The organism is Lysobacter sp. DMC104, from assembly GCF_056313665.1.
On the sequence record NZ_JBQUZW010000010.1, the window covers coordinates 1 to 18,191 of the forward strand.

Annotated in this window: 14 protein-coding genes; 9 read left to right on the forward strand and 5 right to left on the reverse strand. The window is 69.9% G+C overall.

Annotation, left to right across the window (positions count from 1 at the left end):
- Positions 1 to 65 precede the first annotated feature (65 nt).
- Complete coding sequence (locus tag ACT53R_RS13270; RefSeq protein WP_476172367.1) at positions 66 to 785, reverse strand: HNH endonuclease; 720 nt, start codon at positions 783 to 785, stop codon at positions 66 to 68.
- Between the two features lie 347 nt (positions 786 to 1,132).
- Entirely contained in the window at positions 1,133 to 1,906 is a 774-nt protein-coding gene (locus ACT53R_RS13275) for an SDR family NAD(P)-dependent oxidoreductase (protein WP_476172368.1), read from the reverse strand.
- A gap of 428 nt (positions 1,907 to 2,334) precedes the next feature.
- Here ACT53R_RS13275 and ACT53R_RS13280 point away from each other — a divergent pair, with 428 nt between their 5' ends.
- Positions 2,335 to 3,174, forward strand: a complete 840-nt coding sequence (locus ACT53R_RS13280) for a universal stress protein (protein ID WP_476172369.1) — start codon at positions 2,335 to 2,337, stop codon at positions 3,172 to 3,174.
- 69 nt (positions 3,175 to 3,243) lie between these two features.
- Complete coding sequence (locus ACT53R_RS13285) at positions 3,244 to 4,491, forward strand: MgtC/SapB family protein (RefSeq protein ID WP_476172370.1); 1,248 nt, start codon at positions 3,244 to 3,246, stop codon at positions 4,489 to 4,491.
- Between the two features lie 9 nt (positions 4,492 to 4,500).
- Here the strand turns inward: ACT53R_RS13285 and ACT53R_RS13290 are convergent, their stop codons facing one another.
- From ACT53R_RS13290 to ACT53R_RS13300, 3 genes are all read right to left on the reverse strand, one after another.
- Entirely contained in the window at positions 4,501 to 5,247 is a 747-nt protein-coding gene (locus tag ACT53R_RS13290) for a murein L,D-transpeptidase catalytic domain family protein (RefSeq protein WP_476172371.1), read from the reverse strand.
- A gap of 61 nt (positions 5,248 to 5,308) precedes the next feature.
- The gene (locus ACT53R_RS13295; protein ID WP_476172372.1) at positions 5,309 to 6,769 is read right to left on the reverse strand and encodes a L,D-transpeptidase family protein; all 1,461 of its coding nucleotides are present in this window, start codon (positions 6,767 to 6,769) and stop codon (positions 5,309 to 5,311) included.
- A 58-nt stretch (positions 6,770 to 6,827) separates the two neighbouring features.
- Positions 6,828 to 7,172: a helix-turn-helix transcriptional regulator gene (locus tag ACT53R_RS13300; RefSeq protein WP_476172373.1), complete on the reverse strand. Its 345-nt coding sequence runs from the start codon at positions 7,170 to 7,172 to the stop codon at positions 6,828 to 6,830.
- Between the two features lie 286 nt (positions 7,173 to 7,458).
- Between ACT53R_RS13300 and ACT53R_RS13305 the strand changes: the two genes are divergently transcribed.
- The 7 genes from ACT53R_RS13305 (at position 7,459) to ACT53R_RS13335 (ending at position 18,143) form a co-directional block, all read left to right on the forward strand.
- Positions 7,459 to 8,436 carry an AfsR/SARP family transcriptional regulator gene (locus ACT53R_RS13305; RefSeq protein WP_476172374.1) on the forward strand — a complete coding sequence of 326 codons (978 nt, stop codon included), beginning with the start codon at positions 7,459 to 7,461 and terminating at the stop codon, positions 8,434 to 8,436.
- 430 nt (positions 8,437 to 8,866) lie between these two features.
- The gene (locus tag ACT53R_RS13310; RefSeq protein WP_476172375.1) at positions 8,867 to 9,223 is read left to right on the forward strand and encodes a hypothetical protein; all 357 of its coding nucleotides are present in this window, start codon (positions 8,867 to 8,869) and stop codon (positions 9,221 to 9,223) included.
- A gap of 9 nt (positions 9,224 to 9,232) precedes the next feature.
- Positions 9,233 to 14,674: an N-acetylmuramoyl-L-alanine amidase gene (locus ACT53R_RS13315; RefSeq protein ID WP_476172376.1), complete on the forward strand. Its 5,442-nt coding sequence runs from the start codon at positions 9,233 to 9,235 to the stop codon at positions 14,672 to 14,674.
- A gap of 34 nt (positions 14,675 to 14,708) precedes the next feature.
- The gene (locus ACT53R_RS13320; RefSeq protein ID WP_476172377.1) at positions 14,709 to 15,689 is read left to right on the forward strand and encodes a hypothetical protein; all 981 of its coding nucleotides are present in this window, start codon (positions 14,709 to 14,711) and stop codon (positions 15,687 to 15,689) included.
- Positions 15,689 to 15,946, forward strand: a complete 258-nt coding sequence (locus ACT53R_RS13325; RefSeq protein ID WP_476172378.1) for a hypothetical protein — start codon at positions 15,689 to 15,691, stop codon at positions 15,944 to 15,946. Before ACT53R_RS13320 ends, ACT53R_RS13325 begins: the two co-directional genes overlap by 1 nt.
- Positions 15,943 to 16,716, forward strand: coding sequence for a hypothetical protein (locus ACT53R_RS13330; protein WP_476172379.1), 774 nt, complete (start codon positions 15,943 to 15,945; stop codon positions 16,714 to 16,716). The genes ACT53R_RS13325 and ACT53R_RS13330 overlap by 4 nt, the downstream gene beginning before the upstream one ends.
- Positions 16,713 to 18,143 carry a S8 family peptidase gene (locus ACT53R_RS13335; RefSeq protein WP_476172380.1) on the forward strand — a complete coding sequence of 477 codons (1,431 nt, stop codon included), beginning with the start codon at positions 16,713 to 16,715 and terminating at the stop codon, positions 18,141 to 18,143. Before ACT53R_RS13330 ends, ACT53R_RS13335 begins: the two co-directional genes overlap by 4 nt.
- Positions 18,144 to 18,191: the final 48 nt, after the last annotated feature.

Here is an 18,191-nt window from a genome sequence, read left to right on the forward strand (position 1 = left end):
CTGATTTTCAGGCTGTTGAAGCAGACTTCGATACAGGAACTAAGGCCCACTTTGGTCCGGAAAGGTTAGGAATTACCCTTACTTTTGCGCGGCCGTTTTTCACTTTGAATATGGTATAGATGGTCTATCGGTCGAGGATGGAGAATCTCTTCAAGCGCATCACTCTTCTCATTGTTGCAATTTGCATGGACGAGCCTAAGGTTGTCTGCGGTTGTTGAGCCGCCTCGTGAGAAAGGAATGATGTGATCAAACTCGACCTCATTGTCTGGGACAGGCGTATGACATATTTGGCATATTTGCCCATCACGCCGGACAACTTTGAGCATCACTTCGTTTGTGATATAGCGGCTATGTGATCTGCGATTCTTTGTTTCAGTAAGTGGCTCTGCCACAAGAAACACTGGGCAAATATGACCGAAGACACGACAGGCGGCGTCATTAATAATCTGAGGAATCTCGGTAGGATAGTCGTCTGCATTGAAGTCGGCAGTCATTTCAAGAAACATCTGCCTTCGTTTTTCGTCGAGCGGGCGGCCGTCACCTAAAACTCCCGTCTCTAAGCAGGTCTTCAGATAATTGTGATGTTCCAAGGATTGATCACGAAGAACCGGCAGAAGAGGGAACTGTTCAACCAAAGGCCCATAAGGGCAGTACTTCAGCTCCCAGCACGGCTTGCAAATCTCCTCCAAACGCTTATTCCAATCTTTAAGCAAGGAACGGTCTGAAATTTCTTTCTCGTATCCGAGGGCTTCCTTGATTGTGGGGTGTATCGGCTTCTTGGCCACGCGCGAAATCCTTTCCTGACGTGTAACTATAAGTAGACCCCGGCGTGGGGTGTATCGCAGAGGCTGACATGGCATTTCGCGACGGTCAATCGAAAAAATTCGGTTTCAATCAACGGAATGGGCATGGGGCGGAAGGTGTGTTCGTGCTTTGCCTTGCCCGATACGCGGCGAACCCACCCCGATATTTGATATCGAGGTGCGCAGGCCCCGGCAACAGAATTGGTTGCGTGCGTGAACTGGAGCGTCCATGCTGCTGATGTGTCGGGAAATTCGACGAGCTTCGCCGTGATATCCGAAGCAAATCGGATTTGTCCCCGGCGTATTCGACGAGGCGAGCACCACGCCCCTCACCTCCCCGTATACCCCCCATCGATCACCAGCTCGCTCCCCGTGACGAACTTCGATTCGTCGGAGACAAGATAGACCACGCCCCAGGCGATGTCGTCGGGTTCGCCCATGTGGCCGAGCGGGTGGAGTCGGCCGACGTCGTTGCGGGCCGCGTCGATGTCGGTGGCGCCGCTGGCGCGGAGGTGGTGTTCGACCATCGGCGTCCAGATATAGCCGGGGTGAATCGAATTCACCCGGATTCGATCGGCGGCGTAAATCATCGCGTCGGTCTTGCTCATCAGCCGCACCGCGCCCTTGGAGGCGTGGTACGCAGGCACGTCGGGCGCGCCGACGAGGCCGTAGATCGACGACAGGTTGACGATGCTGCCGCCGCCCGCGGCCTTGAGGTGCGGGATCGCGTGCTTGGTGCAGAAGAACACGCCCTTCACGTTGACCGCCTGCACTCGGTCCCATTCTTCCTCGGTGAGTTCGTGCGTGAGCTTGGTCGAACCGGAGATCCCGGCGTTGTTCACCAGCGCATGCACGCCGCCGAAATGCGCGGCGACCGCGTCGATCGCCTCGTGCACGTTGGTTTCCGACGCCACGTCGACATGCCAGTAGCGCGCCGGAATCCCGCGCGCGTTCAGCTCCGCGGCGAGCGCCTCGCCCTCGGCATCCAGCACGTCGAACAACGCGACCTTCGCCCCCTGCTCGCCCAACCGCTCGGCGCAGGCGCGGCCGATGCCCAGCGCGGCGCCGGTGATGATGCAGACCTTGTCATGCGTGCGGGACATGGCGACCTCCGTTGAATGATCGTTCCCGCATGACAGCACATCGCGGGTTGAGGGTCATTGATGCAGGGCAATAAATCGATTCCTTCAATCAATCGGCGCGCATCGAATGACATCGGGTATCGTCCTGAAGTGCTTTCCGCACGATCATCGCTTCCTGAACAGGAAACCCGTAGGGCGGCGCACAGGAAGTGCACCGTTTTTCGACGAGGCAGGACGCCTCGTCGAAAAATTCCGATCACGGCGCCGGTGGCAGATTTGAAGTGGCCCTGAAAAGTTTCTTTGGTGACTTTCTTTTGTAAAGAAAGTCACCCGCGCAAAGCGCGGAAGCGCTTGATTCTCATGGATGCTCTTGGAGTTTGACCCCGGTCAACCCGCAAGCCCCCCGCATGTGCCCCAATACCAAGACCGTAACCCTCGCGAGGTGCGTCATGTACAAGGACATCCTGATTCCTTACGTGAACGAAGATTGCCTGGGCGCGCCGCTGGTCGCCGCTTCCGCGCTGGCCTGCGAATTCGATGCGCGGCTGGCGGTGCTGGTGACGGTGGACGTGCCCACGCCCATGCCCAGCGATTTCGGCGCGATGGCCTACGACGTCTATGCCCGCCTGCACGAGGAAGCGAAGCGCCGTGCGGCCGAGCGTGCGGAGACGGTGCGCACGCGCTTCGCGCATGCGGAGCCGGCGATCGAAGTACGGATCGCCGAGGCGGTGTCGCTGTATCCGCAGAACACCGCGACAATGCACGCGCGCCATGCCGACCTGACCGTGCTGCCGGGCCTGCGTCGCGACGGCGACGATCTCGCGTTGCACGACCATTTCCACGACGTGCTGCGCCAGTCGGGGCGTCCGGTGCTGATGGTGCCGGCCGGCTCGACCGCGCCGCTGCCGCCGAAGCGTGCGGTGGTCGCGTGGAAGCCCACGCGCGAGGCCGCACGCGCCGTCGCCGACGCCATGCCGCTGCTGCGGTGCGCGGACGTGGTGGACGTGGTGGTGATCGATCCGGCGGTCGGCGAGGGCGCCTACGGCGGCGAGCCGGGTGCCGACATCGCCGCGCACCTGGCCCGGCATGAGCTGCGGGTCGAGGTGTCGGTGCGGCCGAGCATGAATTTCTCCGCGGCCTATGCGCTGCTGGAGCATGCGCGCACCGTCGGCGCGGACCTGCTGGTGGCCGGCGGCTACGGCCATTCGCGGCTGCGCGAGGCGGTGCTCGGCGGCACCACGCGCGAGCTGCTGCAGACCGCGCACCTGCCGGTGCTGTTCTCGCACTGATCCCGGATCGTCGCGGCGGACGCGCGACGGCGGCATGCAATCGCCGCCGCCGCGCTCTATCCTGCATCGATGCGCACGCCCGAGACCGACGAACTGCTGGGATATTGCGTCGCCTTCGCGGTCGGGCTGCTGATCGGCGTCGATCGCGAGCGCCGCAAGGGCGAGGGCAGCGGCCGCGGCGCGGCCGGCGTGCGCACGTTCCTGCTGGTGGCGCTGGCCGGCGCGATCGCGCAGCGGCTGGGCGGCACCGGGTTGGCGGTGGCGGGCGCGTTCGTGGCGCTGGCGGCGCTGGCGAGCTACCGCGGCAGCCGCGACACCGACCCGGGGCTCACCACCGAAGTCGCGATGCTGGTGACGTTCCTGCTGGGCGCGCTGGCGATGGTCGAACTGGCGCTGGCGGCGGGCCTGGGCGTCGTGGTCGCGATGGTGCTGGCCGGCAAGTCGGCGCTGCACCGCTTCGTGCGCGAGGTGCTGACCGAACAGGAACTGCACGACGCGCTGATGCTGGTCGCGGCGGCGACCGTGGTCCTGCCGCTGCTGCCCGATCGCACCATCGACCCGTGGGACGCGCTCAATCCGCACAAGCTGTGGACGCTGGTGGTGCTGATCATGGCCATCAATGCCGCCGGCTACGTCGCGCTGCGCGCGCTGGGGCCGAGTGCGGGGCTGGCGCTGGCGGGCTTCGTCGGCGGCTTCGTGTCCAGCACGGCCACCATCGCCGCGATGGGCGACCGTGCCCGCGCCGCGCCGGCATTGCAGGCGCAGTGCGTCGCCGGGGCGCTGTTCTCGAATGTCGCGACCGTCGTCGTGCTGGCCGCGGTGATCGGCGCGCTGTCGCCGCCGATGCTGGCCCGGCTGGCGTGGCCGCTGGCGTTCGCCGGCGTGGCGGCGCTGCTGGCGGCGGGCATCGCGCGCAGCCGGTCGTCGTTCGAGGCGGTGGACGACCAGCCGGTTGCCGCCGGGCGGCCGTTCGAGCCGCGCCAGGCGCTGGCGTTCGCCGCGATCGTCAGCGTGATCCTGCTGTTCTCCGCGATCATCCACCGGTGGCTGGGCGACGCTGGCGTCACCGTGGCCGCGGGGCTGTCGGGTTTCGCCGACCTGCATGCGGCGGCGGCGTCGGTGGCGCAGATGGTCGCGGGTGGCAGCCTGCCGGCGGACGCCACCGGCGGGGCGGTGTTCGTCGCGCTGGCGACCAATTCGTGCAGCAAGCTGCTGATGGCGTGGCTGCGCGGCGGCCGCGGGTTCCTGCTGCGGGTGCTGCCGGGCGTGGCGCTGATCGTCGCCGCGTTCGCGGCCGGGGCGTGGCTGTCGGGCTGAGCGCCGCCGTTAGCGGCTGCCGCCGCGACCGCTGCCGCTGGTCGCCGGGGTCGCGGTGCCGCCGGCGGCGTACTTGGCGCGGCAGCGGAAGAACTTCGACTGGGTCAGCCACTGCTGGTCGGGGTAGTACGCGAACACCACCTGGCCGCCCTTGAGCGCGTCGATCATGCCTTCGACCACCGCCGGGCGGACGGCCGGGCAACCGTAGCTGCGACCGAGCCGACCCTGGCGCTGCGCCATCTGCGGATCCACGTAGGTCGCGCCGTGCATGACGATGGCGCGGTCGCGGGCGCGGTCGTTGAAGCCGGGCTCCAGTCCGTCCATCCGCATCGAGACGCCGTTGTGGCCGGTGTAGACCTCGGCGGTGGCGAACAGGCCGAGGCTGGACTGGTGGCTGCTGTCGAGGTTGGAGAACGCCGTCGGCAGGTTCTCGCCGCTGGCGCGGCCGTGGGCGACGTATTCGTTGTAGAGCACGCGCGGGGAGGCCAGGTCGAACACCCACAGCCGGCGTTCGGTGGACGGGCGCGAGTAGTCGATCACCGCCAGCCGGCGCGGGGCGGGAATCGTGCCCGATGCGGACGCGCATTCGGCCGATTCCAGCGCCAGCGCGAGCACCTGCGGGTCGGCCTCGGGGGCCAGTCGCTGGAGCTGGGCGAGCAGGGGAGTGCCGCGTCCGCCGGCGTTGTCGGCCCGCACGGGGGCGGCGACGGCAGCGAGGACGAGGGCGGCGGAAACGAGGAGGGAGACGGGGCGCATGGGTCGAGCATGCCCAAACGCCCGCTGAAGGAAGTGAGAAAAACGTGAAACCGCGAAGGTTTCACGCCGATTTCGGGGTGCCCGTGATCGGCGGCGTGACCGGCGTCACGCCCGGGGGCGCCTTCGGGGTGGCCGGCGTTGCCGGCATCGCGGGGACCGGCACCGGCTCGGGTGCCGTGCGGCGCAGCGGGTCGTCGGTGACGATCACCGTGGTCCCCGCGACCAGCGTCTGGTGCAGCAGCAGGGCGAACGCCGGGTCGATCCGCAGCCGGCCGGCGCTGATCGGATCGACCGGTTCGACCGGTTCGACCGGTTCGTCGATCGCCGGCGGCGGCTTGATGGCCGGCACCGGTGGCTTGGTCGCGGCGACCGAGGGCACCGCTGCGGTGACCATCGGGATCGGCTGCCAGCGCAGGACCGGCGGCGGCGGGACGGGCAGCGGTGCGATCGGCAGCGGGCTCGGCGCGCCGGTCGTCGCGACGGCGGTCGTCGCCGGGACGGCCGCGGGCGTCGCGGGAACCGGCGCTGCCGGGGCCGCGGGCGTGGCGGGCGTGGTCGCCGGATCGGCGCGCAGCGCGTAGGCGCGGGTGCCGACCCACGGCTCGCCGACGATCTGCACCGGCGCATGGCCGATCTCGATGCCGCCGCGCATCACGACCATGCGGCCGTCGCGGGCACCGACGACGGCGGTCAGCGGGCCTTCCGGCGCGCGCTCGGGTGCCCACAGCGTGGTCAGCGCATCGTCCGCGGGGTCGCGCGCGGCGCCGGTCGTGACCACCACCGGCGACAGCCAGCCCGGTGCGGCGATCTCGGCCGGCGAGGTCTTCGCGTTGGCCACCACCACGACGGTGCCGCGGCGCACGGTACCGAACAGTTGCTCGGCGAACGCCAGCGGCAGCCGCACGCAGCCGTGCGAGGCCGGCTTGCCGGGCAGGTGGCCGGCGTGCAGCGCGGTGCCGTCGTACGACAGCCGCAGCATGAACGGCATCGGCGCGTTGTCGTACTTGTTCGAGAAGTGGACCGCCTGACGCTCGATGATCGGGAACACGCCCGCCGGCGTCTCGTAGCCGGGGCGGCCGCTGCTGATCGTCGACACCGCGATGCGCACGCCGTTGCGGTACACGTGCACGAGCTGCTGCGGCAGGCTGACCACCACGACCACCGGCCCGGCGGGCACGATGTCCGGTGTCCAGCGGAACTCGCCGGGTTTCAGCGCCAGCACGCCGTAGGCCGGTGGCTTCGGCTTCGCCGGGCGTGCGGCCGGTTTCGGCGACGCGGGCTTCGCGGCGGTCGGCTTCGGCGTGGCGGCGGCGACGGGTTTCGGGGCGGTCGCGGCGGGCGTTGCGGGTTTGGCGGCGGGCGCGGCCACCGGCTTCGCAACGGGGCGGACGGCCGGCGGCGCTGCGGTCGCGGGACGGGGTGCCGGCGCGGCGGCGGTCGCCGGCGGGGCGGCCGACAGCGGCGCGCCGACCAGCGACGCGCCCAGCAGGCAGGCGGCGGTCAGGATCGAACGGGGAGGCATGTGCACAGTGTGCCATGTGCGCCTGCCCACCGGCCGCGAAAAAGCGTGTTCCATGCGTTCACCCTGCCAGAACATCCAGGATCTGCAGCGCGATGCGGCGCTTGTGCGGCGGCAGGCGGCGGAAGCGCGCCAGCGCCTCGCGCTCGTCCGGGTCGACGTCGTCAGCCGGCGCCGGTGCCGCGGCCTCGCCGTGCATCGGTCCGCGCGCAGTGGCCAGCCATTCGGTGCAGGTGCCGGTCTCGATCGCGATCTGCAGCAGGTGCGGCATGCTCGGCACGGTGCCGGCCGGATGTTCCCACTGCGTGACGGCGCTGCGCTTCACGCCGACGCGCCGCGCCAGTTCGGCCTGGCTGAGCTTCGCCGCCGTGCGCGCCAGGCGGATGCGGGTGGGAAGCGGGTTCATCGTGGTCCTCCCGGGCGTGTTCCCGACCAGCGGACTGCGTCCGCGTGGCCGTGCCGTCGCTTGTACGGTTCCACTGTCCATGGCGTGGGCGCTCCCGTGGTCGCTGCGCTGTCGGCGGCGCACCGTGTCCAACGGAAAGCGCGGCTGACCACGGACGCGCCGCCATGCGCGGCCTGTCGCACGGGCTTCCCGCGTCTGCATTCAGGCCCGATCGACGATGGCCGCGCAGGGGGCGGCCGCGTCGCGACCACGCCGCCGCCGTGCGGCCCATGCAAGGACGAACAGGATGTTGCGCATCTGGTTGTTCGGCTCCCTCAGCGTCGCCGACGAGACCGCCGGCGAACGGCTCACCCCCATCACTGGCCGCTGCGGCAGTCTGCTGGCGTACCTGGCGCTGGGCCGCGGCCACTATTTCAGCCGCGCCGAGCTGCTGGGCATCCTCTGGCCCGAGCGCATGGCGGCGATGACTGCCGGCTCGTTCAACACCGCGCTGTGGCGGCTGCGACGGATGGTCGAGTGCCCGCCGCACCGGCACGGCCAGTACATCGCCAGCGATCGCCGCGGCGCGATCGGCCTGTGCGGCGATGGCGACGTGTGGCTGGACATCGAGGAATTCGAGCGCCGCATCGCGCCGGCGCTGGCCAAGCCGATCGAACAGATCGTCGACGCCGACGTCGCCGACCTGCGCGCCGGCGTGTCGCTGTACAAGTCCGACATCCTGATGGAGTTCAGCGACGACTGGGCGCTGCGCGAGCGCGAGAAGCACCGCCGCCACCATCTGAATGGGCTGTGGCGGCTGATGCAGGTGGCGACGATCCGCCGCGAATGGGCCGAAGGCATCCGCCACGCACAGGCGATCCTCGACTGCGATGCGTTGCGCGAGGACGTGCATCGCGAACTGATGCAGCTGTTCGTGCTCAGCGGCCAGCGCGCCCAGGCGCTGCGCCAGTTCGAGACCTGCCGCGACCTGCTGCGCCGCGAACTGGCGATCCCGCCGATGCGCGAGACGTTGTCGCTATACCGGCAGATCGCCGACAGCGCTTTCACCGAACCGCCACCGATGCAGGCGCCGCTGCGCATCGAACTGCCGCCCGCAGCGCCACCTGCGCCGCCGCCGCACGCGCTCGACACCGCCGCATTCCCGATCACCGGGGCCATGCACGCGATGACCGCCGATCCCCGCGACGGCATCGCCGCCGCCCGCCGCCACCTCGCCGCCGCCGATGCGCAGCTCGAATTGAGCCTGCGGTTGCTGGATTCCTGAGCGGCGTGTCGGGCCGCACTTGACGTGCACTGGCCATCGGCGAGGTGGCCGGTGCGCATTCGTGCGGCCAGCGGGGACTTCGCGCAGTGAGCAAAGCAAGAGAACAACGGCAAAGCGTCGAAGCGGGATCCCGGCGTGCGCCGGGATGACGGAAGAAGCGTGGACGGTCGCTCGCCGTGACGGCAGACAGCAGGTCCCTCGCCTGCGGCTCGGGATGACAACGGGATACGCAGCGGCTGCCCACGGGACGCGCCCCCGCAGTGCGGGCCGGCCCAAATGGCAACCGCCCCGGCGACCGGACATCACGCGCCCCTCACCCGACATCACTCGTCCGCCGCCCCCGATGTGATGTTCGCGTGATGTCCGCGTGAGCGGCCGGTGACGCCGCCGGCGCAGAGTCGGGCCACGCATCGAATCCACCGGGTGCCCCATGGCCTTGCTCGAGGACCGCACCGCCGTCTTCATCGTTCGCATCTGGTGCGAGCGCGGGGACGACTCCGCGCCGGCGCCGGAATGGCGCGGGTCGGTCGAGCACGTGCAGAGCGGCCGGCGGGTGTTCTTCCGTCACCTGGATGCGGTGCAGGAGTTCATGAGGCCGCACCTGGAGACGCTCGGCATCGATGCCCAGCAGCGCTTCTGGGAACGCATTTCCTCGGTGATGGACGACGAGCGCGAGGACGATCCCGCGCTGCCGCACGCCGCCGGGTCGCGTCCCGCGGAAATCCGTTTCGATCTCGGGTCGGTCGTGGCACGCGATGCCACCGACCCCGCACGCAAATCCCGCTAGGAGTCCGTCATGGCCGTCATCCGTGCCAACCGCGAGTCGATCGACGATCGTTTCAGCGTGCTGGGATTCACCGTCCGCTCCGAACTGCCGCTGTACGAGATCGCGGTCGCGACCGAGCCGGAACTGCTGCGTCCGGACCAACGCGCGCGCCGCAACGCGCGCAACTTCTTCACCAGCCGCCTGCAGCGGGTGATGGCCTCGCAGCGCGGCGAATCGGTGTACCTGCTGCCGCCCGACGCGGTGGCGCGCTTCATCGGCCAGTCGCGGCTGTACTTCGGCCTGGCGACGTACCGCGAGAGCGACCGCAGCGTGCCGGTGTCGCTGCGCCTGCCGGACCGCGGCACGATGTACGTCGGCCTGACCGGGCTGACCGAGCGCGGCTTCCGGCGCAGCCTGCGCGGTGCGCCTTCGTCGACCTACGGCAGCGTCACGCCCGAGCTGGGCTGGGGTGGCGACAGCGCGTCGCAGCCGGCGGCGCCGTCGCGCGACGAGGATCGTGCGCCCGCCGCCACGAATGGCGCGCGCGCGGTCGCGCCCGCCACCGGCGGTGCACCGGCGCCGTACAGCGACGGCTATTCCGACGACCTGTGGAAGCAGCCGCCGGTCGCGCCCGCGCCGGTCGCCGAAGCGCCGCCGGTCGCGGCATCGCCCGCGCCGACCGCGCAGGGGCTGATGTACCGCGGCAACGGCCGCCCGACCGCTCGCTCGCTGCTGATCTCCTCCGATTACCACCCGAGCAATTTCTGGGACGCGCTGCGCGCCCAGGTCGGCTTCTTCGTCGACAGCGCGATGTGGTATCTCGGCGTCGCCGACACCACGGTGATGCCGCACGCGGCGATCTGCCAGATCCGCCGCCCCGACGGCAGTGAGGAAGGCGCGCTGCACGGCTCCGGCTTCTTCATCGGCCCGCGCCTGATCCTCACTGCCGCGCACGTCGTCGACGGCCAGAGCGAACTGATCGTGGTGCCGGGCAAGAACGGCGGCGGGATCGGCGGCGCCACCGAGCCGTTCGGCCGCTTCCGCGTCACCCAGTTCCGCAAGCACGACAGTTACGGCGTCAACGGCAGCGATTTCGACATGGGCCTGATCTGCGTGCCGGCCGCGAACGCGGTGGGCGCGGGCCAGTACTTCGACCTGGTCGAGGAACTCACCCAGAGTCGTCCGGAAGGCGTCGTCGTGAGCGGCTACGCCGCGCGCTGGTACGCCAACGACGCGATCGAGCACTTCGTCAACGACACGATCGATCCGAACAGGCAGCACATGATGGGCGGCTACATCCGCGACCTGCCCACCGACGAGACCTTCAGCTACAACATCCAGACCCTCGGCGGCACCAGCGGTTCGCCGGTGTACTGGATCGAGGACGCCGCGACCGGTCCGCGCGCGCACATGGTCGGCGTGCACGTGGCCGCGCACGACGCCACCACCAACCTCGGTTGCCGCATCACCGCGCAGAAGCTGGCGTGGATCCGCCAGATCGCGTCGGGCTGGGGCCAGACGGTCTCGTTCTCGCTGGGTGCGCGCGGCGTGCGTGCGCTGTCGGTCGAGGACGACGACGCCGGCCACGACATCGGCGCCGCCATTCCCGACGCGCCGGCCAGCGCGGCGCAGGGCTGGGCCGGCGCGCGCGGGCTGACGCTCACCGCGCCGGAATACCCGCAGGCCGATCGCTTCGAGCCGGCGAATCCCGGCAACTACCGCGCCGTCACCGGCACCCGCACGATCGACAAGGTCGTCATCCACATCACCGACAGCGGCGCGAACATCAGCAGCCCGATCAACTGGTTCAAGGATCCGCGGGCGAAGGTCAGCGCGCACTACGTGATCGGCCAGGACGGCACCATCGTGCAGATGGTCGCGCACAACGACGTGGCCTGGCATGCGGGGTCCGCCAACGGCACCAGCATCGGCATCGAGCACGTGGCGAACACGCGCGGCCTCAACCCGACGCCGGCGCAAATGTGCGCATCCGCGGCGCTGGTCACGTGGCTGTGCGACACCTACGGCATCCCGGCCGATCGCCAGCACATCCTCGGCCACAGCGAGGCCGACCGCCGCACCACGCATACGGCGTGCCCGAACGCGGTGTGGGACTGGACGTACTACATGGACATGATCACCACGCGCACGTGCTACGTGCCGGCGAGCATGAGCCCGAACACGGGTGCGCAGTCGCTGGGCCTGCGCGCGCCTGCGCGCATGCTGGCCGACGACGACGGCGACGATCCCGACGCCTACGGCATCGGCATGGACGAACCGGTAGAAGCCGAGACGATGGCGCAGGGACTGCGCTACGCCCGCGGCCTGGCGACCGAACAGCCGGACTATCCCGGCGCCAGCCGTTTCGTGGCGGCGGCGACGGGCAACTTCCGCCGTGGCCGTCGCCGCGGCTCGACCGTGGACCGCATCGTGATCCACATCACCGCCGGCGGGCCGAACATCGACGGCACGGTGTCGTGGTTCCGGAATCCAGACGCGAAGGTCAGTTCGCACTACATCGTCGGTCGCGACGGCGAAGTGGTGCAGATGGTGCGCAACGCCGACACCGCCTACCACGCCAGCAGTGCGAACTCGCGCAGCATCGGCATCGAGCACAACGGCAACAAGCCGAGCCGGCGCAACCGCCGCGACCTGCCACCGACCGAGCGCCAGTACGAAGAATCGGCGAACCTCGTCGCCTGGCTGTGCGCGCAGTACGGCATTCCCGCCGACCGCGAGCATATCCGCGGCCACCACGAGATCTCGCCGGGCGACAACCACGACTGCCCGACCGACTACTGGGACTGGGACCATTACATGACGTACGTGGGCGCGTCGGTCGCCGCGCTCGCCCGCGCGTCGGCGCCCGCGACGGCGGCGCAGGGATTGGCGTACCGCGGCATCTCGCGCGCGCAGGAATTGCTGACGCCGTACTACGACCCGTCGAATCCGTACAGTGCGCTGACCTGCACCAACGACGCCTTCAGCCAGCAGCGCGAGGAGTGGTACGTCGGCGTGGAGGACACCTCGTCGTTCCCGCATTCGGCGATCTGCTTACTGCGCATGACCGCGCCGGACGGGAAGACCTACACCGGCACCGGGTTCTACGTCGGCCGCAACCGCATCCTGACCTGCGCGCACAACCTCAATGGCATGAGCACGGTGCAGATCGTGCCCGGCCGCAATGGTGCGGGCACCGCGCCGTTCGGCGAGGCCACCATCGATTCCACCCAGTGGCGCGTGGCGCCGCGCTACACCGGCAGCGGCAACTGGGACAACGATCTGGCGGTGATCGACAACGCGCCGATCGCTGCGCCCAACGGCGCGTGGTTCCAGTTCATGCAGGCGACACCGGCCACCACCATGCCGCTCGCCGTGTGCGGATATTCGGCCGGATCGCACCTGCATCCCGAGCTCGGCTCGCTGACCGACCGCAACAAGCAGCATCTGCACGGCGGCCACGCGCAGGGGCAGGCCACGCCCGAGACCATCGACTACGACATCCTGGCCATCGCCGGCGCCAGCGGTTCGCCGGTCTACACCGTGCGCGACGAAGGCAGCGGTCTGCAGGCGTTCGTTTGCGGCGTGCACGTCACCCGCGGGCCGATCGATCCGGGCACCGGCGGTGCCAGCGTCAACCGCGCCTGCTTCCTCACCCCGGCCAAGCTGGACTGGATCGAAGGCCGCGCCACCAGCTTCTCGCTGGGCGCGACGACGCGGGGCGTCTCGCGTCCGTTGGGCGATGCGTTCTCGATCCACTGGACCGACGTGCCGATGACCTACCAGAGCAGCCCGATGTCGTGCTGGGCGGCCGCGGCGTCGATGGTGGTGGGCTGGCGCGACCAGCAGTCGATCCCCGACAGCGTGATCGCCGACAAGGTGCCGGTGTTCGACGCCTTCAACCAGGGCCTGTACGGCCGCGAGCGCGGCTTCGTCGCCGCGGCGTGGAATCTCTACGCCGAAGCGCCGGCCTCGTACACCATCGAAGCCTGGCGCGACATGCTGGCGAACAACGGCCCGCTGTACATCGACCAGGTCGTCAGCGGCAGCAACGACGCCGGCCATGTGCGCGTGCTGGTGGGCATGAGCAGCGGCGGCGCCGACGACGGATCGGACACCACGATGTACATGCACGATCCGGACCGCGGCCAGATCAAGCTGTCGTTCGCCGAATTCCTGCGCCTGTACGAAGGCCGCACCGCGAGCACAGGCGGCTATCTCCAGTTCCAGATCATGCATGCCGGTGGCGTCGGCAGTCGCCGGCCGGCGTCGGCATCGGCCTTCTCGCTCGGAACGACGACGGCTCGTGCCGCACCGCGCGTGGCGCGCCCGCTGTCGAACGACGGTCCCGCCGACTACCCGGTCCACCTGATCCCGCAGCCGGACAAGAACGCCTGCTGGGCGGCGGCGATGGCGATGCTGATCGCGCACCGCCGCCAGCAGTCGCGTTCGCCGGAATCGATCATCAACGAAATCGGCGGCAGCCTCGCCACGAGCTACGACTGGGCGTTGCTCAACGCCGCGCGCGACCACTACGGATTCCAGGCGATCGAGCAGCCGTCCAACGCCAGCATCTTCCACACGCCGCGGCAGTGGGCGGAGTGGCTGAACACCTACGGCCCGCTGTGGGTGGTGATCGTCGGCGCGCCGCACGCGGTGGTCGTCGCCGGCATCCGCGGCAATCTCGACGATCCGAACGGCGCGCGGGTGAAGATCCTCAATCCCTGGGACACGCGGGTCGCGTTCGACAACGATCCGGTCGCCTTCCATCCCGCCAACAACGGCTACGAGGACTGGCTGCCGTTCATGGATTTCGCCGGCGCGTTCGGCGACATGGCCGAGCCCGACTACGGCAACTGGCGCATCCTGCACCTGCCGGTGTCCGCCGCGCAGTCGCAGTCGCTGGGCAACGGCGGACGCGTGGTGCGGCTGGCGTCGCCGCCGCCGCCGGTCCGCGCGCTCGACGCGTCCGGCGAGCGCGACGAGGCGATCGATCCCAGCCGCGTCGCCGGCACCCGCATGCGCCGCGTCATCGGTGAAGCCGGCGCCTGCCGCTGGTCGCTGGACCAGCTCGAAGGTCTGAAGTCGCCTGTGTCGCCGTCGATGACGGTGAGTTCCGCCAATACCGGCGACGTGCGCATCGCGCTCGACGACTGGCCGGCGATCGAAGGCGCACCCACGCCGCTGCCGATCACGGTCAGCTTCCGCACGTCCAACGGCAGCCTCGGCGACGTGCGCATCACCGCGGGCATGCCGGCCAATCTGGCGTACGGCGTCGAGGTGGTGGCGAAGATCGAGGACTGCGCCGATGCCGATGGCGTCGCCCGGCTGCGGGTGCGCGTGGACTACCGCTTCCGCGGCCTGGCGCAGGGCAATCCCGACGCCACCGTCGACCTCACCCTGCGCGGAGACGGTCGCTACGAACGCGAGAACGGCTGGCGCAACGCTGACGCGCTGAGTCCGGCGGCCTGACCGCACGGCGACCGCATCGGCCAAGGAGACGAACGTGAGCGAGCACACGCGCAACAGCGGCAGGATTTTCCCGTCCCGACCCGGGACGGCGCTGTCGCGCGCGCAGGCCGACGCGCCGGCCACGGGCGCGGCCACGCCCGCGACCTCGTCCAAGCCGCCCGCCACCGAGACCATCGCGCGGCGCGCCGGTGCGATGGTCAACGAGATCGACTTCCCCGGCTTCGTCTCGCAGCTGGTGCACGGCACGTTCGATGCGATCGTCGATGCGTCCATCCGCCAGATGGAAAGCTATTCCAGCCTCGTGTCTGCCGTCGCGAAGACCGTCGACCAGTTCACCGAGGAAAACGTCACCTTCAACCAGGCGCGCGACTGGCTGGCCTCGCGCTATCCCGGCGATGTCGCGGTGAAGCTGCCCGAGGCGAACGAGACCGAACCGCAACTGGTGCCGCGCAGCGACGACCTCAGTCCGGTGTGGCTGGCCGACTACGGCCTCGACGGGCAGACGCTGAGCACCGAACTGCTGGAACAGCAGATCCTGCCGCAGGTGCGCAACAAGGTCGGCGCCGAGCGGCAGCAGTTGCTGGCGACGATGGTGATGCTCGGCCTCAACCGTGTCGCCGTGCGCGACGGCAGCATCAGTGCGAAGGTGATGTTCCGCGCCGCCGCACGCGATGCCGCGGCCGTGCAGTACGCCACCAGCACCGATCCGCAGGCGATCGCGAACTGGGGCGAGCGCGGCAGCCTCAGCCAGGCCGGGCAGGGCACCACGATGGTGTCGACGCTGGCGGTCAACGCGCAGAACGAATCGAGCGTGCGCGCCGACCTGTTCGGTGAGGTGAAACTGAATTTCGTCAGCGAGACGCTGCCGCTCGACCGTCTGGCCGACGCGGCCAAGATCGCGCTGGTGCAGCAGCACTCGCCGACGATGCGCGCGGCCGCGCCTGTCTCCAATGCGCCTGCCGCCGCGCCCGCGCAGCCCGCGACGCCGCCCGCCGGCGGCGAAGGCAGGGCGTGATGCGCCGCGAACTCTCGCAACTGCTGGATGAGCTGCACGACGGCCTGCTGGCGATCGAGGCCCGCGACGGCCTGCGCCTGTCGCAGGTCGACATGACCCTGCCGATCGAACTGCGCCCGGTGTTCCGCGACGGCGGCTGCGTGCTGCTGGCGGAATTCACCCGCGGCCTCGGCGCCGACACGTGGACGCCGACGCCGTCGCGGCTGCGCCTGGGCTGGGCGCTGGACGGCGACCTTGCCGCGGAGACCGCCGCATGAGCGCGCAGCTGCCGCCGCTGGTCCAGGACGCGGGCATCCCGTTCGACCTGTTCATCCAGTCGCTCACCGAGCAGCTGGACAAGGCGCAGGCGTCGATGGCGATCAAGGCGCGGCTGGGCAAGCTGCCGCTGACCTTCGCGGTGAAGGAAGTGTCGCTGGACCTGCGCGCGTTCGTGCAGCTGATCGACGACGACGTCTACCTGCGTCCGGCCGGCCCCGGCGAGAGCGAGGCCAGCAGCATCAAGCTGCAGCTGACCACGATCACCAAGCCGATGATCGACGAGAACGCGGTGGACTACGCCACCGAGGACCCGAAGTTCTCGCTGAAGGAAGCGCTGGGCGACCAGATCAGCGACGACGACCAGCGCCGGCTGGAACGCATCGGCGTGCGCACCGTGCAGCAGCTCAACGAACTCAAGGAAAAGGCGGGCACCGACGTGATCGCGCGGCTGTCGCGGATGCCGGTGAACCGCCTGCAGCAGGCGCTGATGCGCGCCGCCGCGCCGCGGGTGACGAAGGTCGACCACGGCGAAGGCGCCGACGCGCAGCGTCGCGTGCACCTGGCTGCGCCCGGGCTGCGCCCGGGCCGCCTGCCGCTGGTGCGCGCCGCCGGCCAGAGCGTGCCGGTGGTGGCGGCGCAGGACGGCGGCATCGTGCTGGCGCCGATGGCGATGCAGCTCGGCCACGAGGCCGAGGTCGATTTCGGCGACGGCCGCGTGGCGCGGGTGGAACTCAGCGAAGGCCGGCTCGGCCAGTGGAGCACGCCATGACCGTCGCGCGCGCCCTGCTGTCCGATGCCGTCCGCGGCGGCCTGCTGATCACGCTGAAGCTCGGCGAGATGCCGGCGCACATCCCCGGCTGGCGCGCCTGCACGCGCCACGGCGCGACGATGGCCGACCGCATCGACGGTGGCGCGCTGGATCGCCTGCTGCGCCATCACGGTGGCGCGCTGCGTGCGGTGCGCCTGCACAGCGCGCGCACGCCGCGGCGCGACCGCGACGTCGCCGGCGCCTATCGTTTCGACGACGTCGAACAGCTCAGCGGTGTCGCCCGCGTGCTGCGCGTGCGGGTCAGCGAGGCCGAAGGCGTGCCCGCATTGTTGCAGGCGCTGGCGGAACTGCCGATCGTCGAGCGCGTCGCGCCGGTGCGCGTGTGCCACACGCCGTCCGCGCATGCGCTCGCGGCCGCACCGGCGCACGCGATCGAGGCCGCCTGGGTGCGGCGCTGCACGCGCATCGACGAAGCGTTGCGTCTGGAAAGCGGCGACCCCGCGGTGCTGGTCGGCCTGGCCGACACCGGCGTCGCGCTGGCGCATCCCGAGTTGCGCGAACGCGTGCGCGCCGGCTTCGACAGCGTGGATCTGGATCCGGCGACCGTCGGCGGCGTCACCCTGGTCGGCGATTTCCGTCGCGCCGGCGAACGTCCGCAGGACGAGGTTGGCCATGGCAGCGGCTGCGCCGGCATCCTCGTCGCGCGCGGCGACGGCATGCCGCCGGGCGCGGCCGGCGCCTGCGGCCTCACGCCGGTGCGCGTGCTCGGCGCGGCGCTGGGTCCGGGCGACAAGCGCGTGGGCATCGGTGCGCTGGACAACATCGATGCCGGCATGAAGCGGCTGATCGATCTCGGCGTGAAGGTCATCAACATGAGCTTCGGCACGCCCGAGTCGATGCTCACGCCCGACGCGCCGCGACCGCACGAGGAAGTCGTGCGCTACGCGCTGGCGCGCGGCACGATCCTGGTCGCCGCCAGCGGCAATTCCGGGCTCACCGAACGCTATTTCCCGGCCGCGCACGAAGGCGTCATCGCGATCGGCGCCATCGGCGCGGACCAGCGCCCGGCATCGTTCAGCACCCGCGGCGACCACGTCGCGCTGTGCGCGCCGGGCCGCGACATCCTCACCTGCGGACTCGACGGCTACCAGCAGGCCAGCGGCACCAGTTTCGCCGCGCCGCACGTGGCCGCGATCTGCGCGCTGCTCGCCGCGCGCGCGCAGCGCCGCGCCTGGCCGCTGGACGGCGACGACGTCCGCGACCTGCTCGTCTCGACCGCGCGACCGTTTTCCGAAGCCGGCGTCACCGGCTGCGGCGCGGGCGTGCTCGACGCACTGGGCGCGCTGCAGGCGCTGGACGCGGCGATCGACCGCCGCATCCGCGACGAAGACGCATCCGACGATGTGCCACCCGCGCTCGCCGCCTGACCGGCGACGGACGCGACCCACCGCAAGAAAGGAGGCCTCCCATGGCGA

What these genes read in the sequence shown, in the direction of transcription:
- ACT53R_RS13280 (WP_476172369.1), top strand. Translation starts at nt 2,335, where the DNA reads ATGTACAAGGACATCCTGATTCCTTACGTGAACGAAGATTGCCTGGGC.
- ACT53R_RS13325 (WP_476172378.1), top strand. Translation starts at nt 15,689, where the DNA reads ATGCGCCGCGAACTCTCGCAACTGCTGGATGAGCTGCACGACGGCCTG.
- ACT53R_RS13275 (WP_476172368.1), bottom strand. Translation starts at nt 1,906, where the DNA reads ATGTCCCGCACGCATGACAAGGTCTGCATCATCACCGGCGCCGCGCTG.
- ACT53R_RS13310 (WP_476172375.1), top strand. Translation starts at nt 8,867, where the DNA reads ATGGCCTTGCTCGAGGACCGCACCGCCGTCTTCATCGTTCGCATCTGG.
- ACT53R_RS13285 (WP_476172370.1), top strand. Translation starts at nt 3,244, where the DNA reads ATGCGCACGCCCGAGACCGACGAACTGCTGGGATATTGCGTCGCCTTC.
- ACT53R_RS13315 (WP_476172376.1), top strand. Translation starts at nt 9,233, where the DNA reads ATGGCCGTCATCCGTGCCAACCGCGAGTCGATCGACGATCGTTTCAGC.
- ACT53R_RS13295 (WP_476172372.1), bottom strand. Translation starts at nt 6,769, where the DNA reads ATGCCTCCCCGTTCGATCCTGACCGCCGCCTGCCTGCTGGGCGCGTCG.
- ACT53R_RS13290 (WP_476172371.1), bottom strand. Translation starts at nt 5,247, where the DNA reads ATGCGCCCCGTCTCCCTCCTCGTTTCCGCCGCCCTCGTCCTCGCTGCC.
- ACT53R_RS13300 (WP_476172373.1), bottom strand. Translation starts at nt 7,172, where the DNA reads ATGAACCCGCTTCCCACCCGCATCCGCCTGGCGCGCACGGCGGCGAAG.
- ACT53R_RS13330 (WP_476172379.1), top strand. Translation starts at nt 15,943, where the DNA reads ATGAGCGCGCAGCTGCCGCCGCTGGTCCAGGACGCGGGCATCCCGTTC.
- ACT53R_RS13305 (WP_476172374.1), top strand. Translation starts at nt 7,459, where the DNA reads ATGTTGCGCATCTGGTTGTTCGGCTCCCTCAGCGTCGCCGACGAGACC.
- ACT53R_RS13335 (WP_476172380.1), top strand. Translation starts at nt 16,713, where the DNA reads ATGACCGTCGCGCGCGCCCTGCTGTCCGATGCCGTCCGCGGCGGCCTG.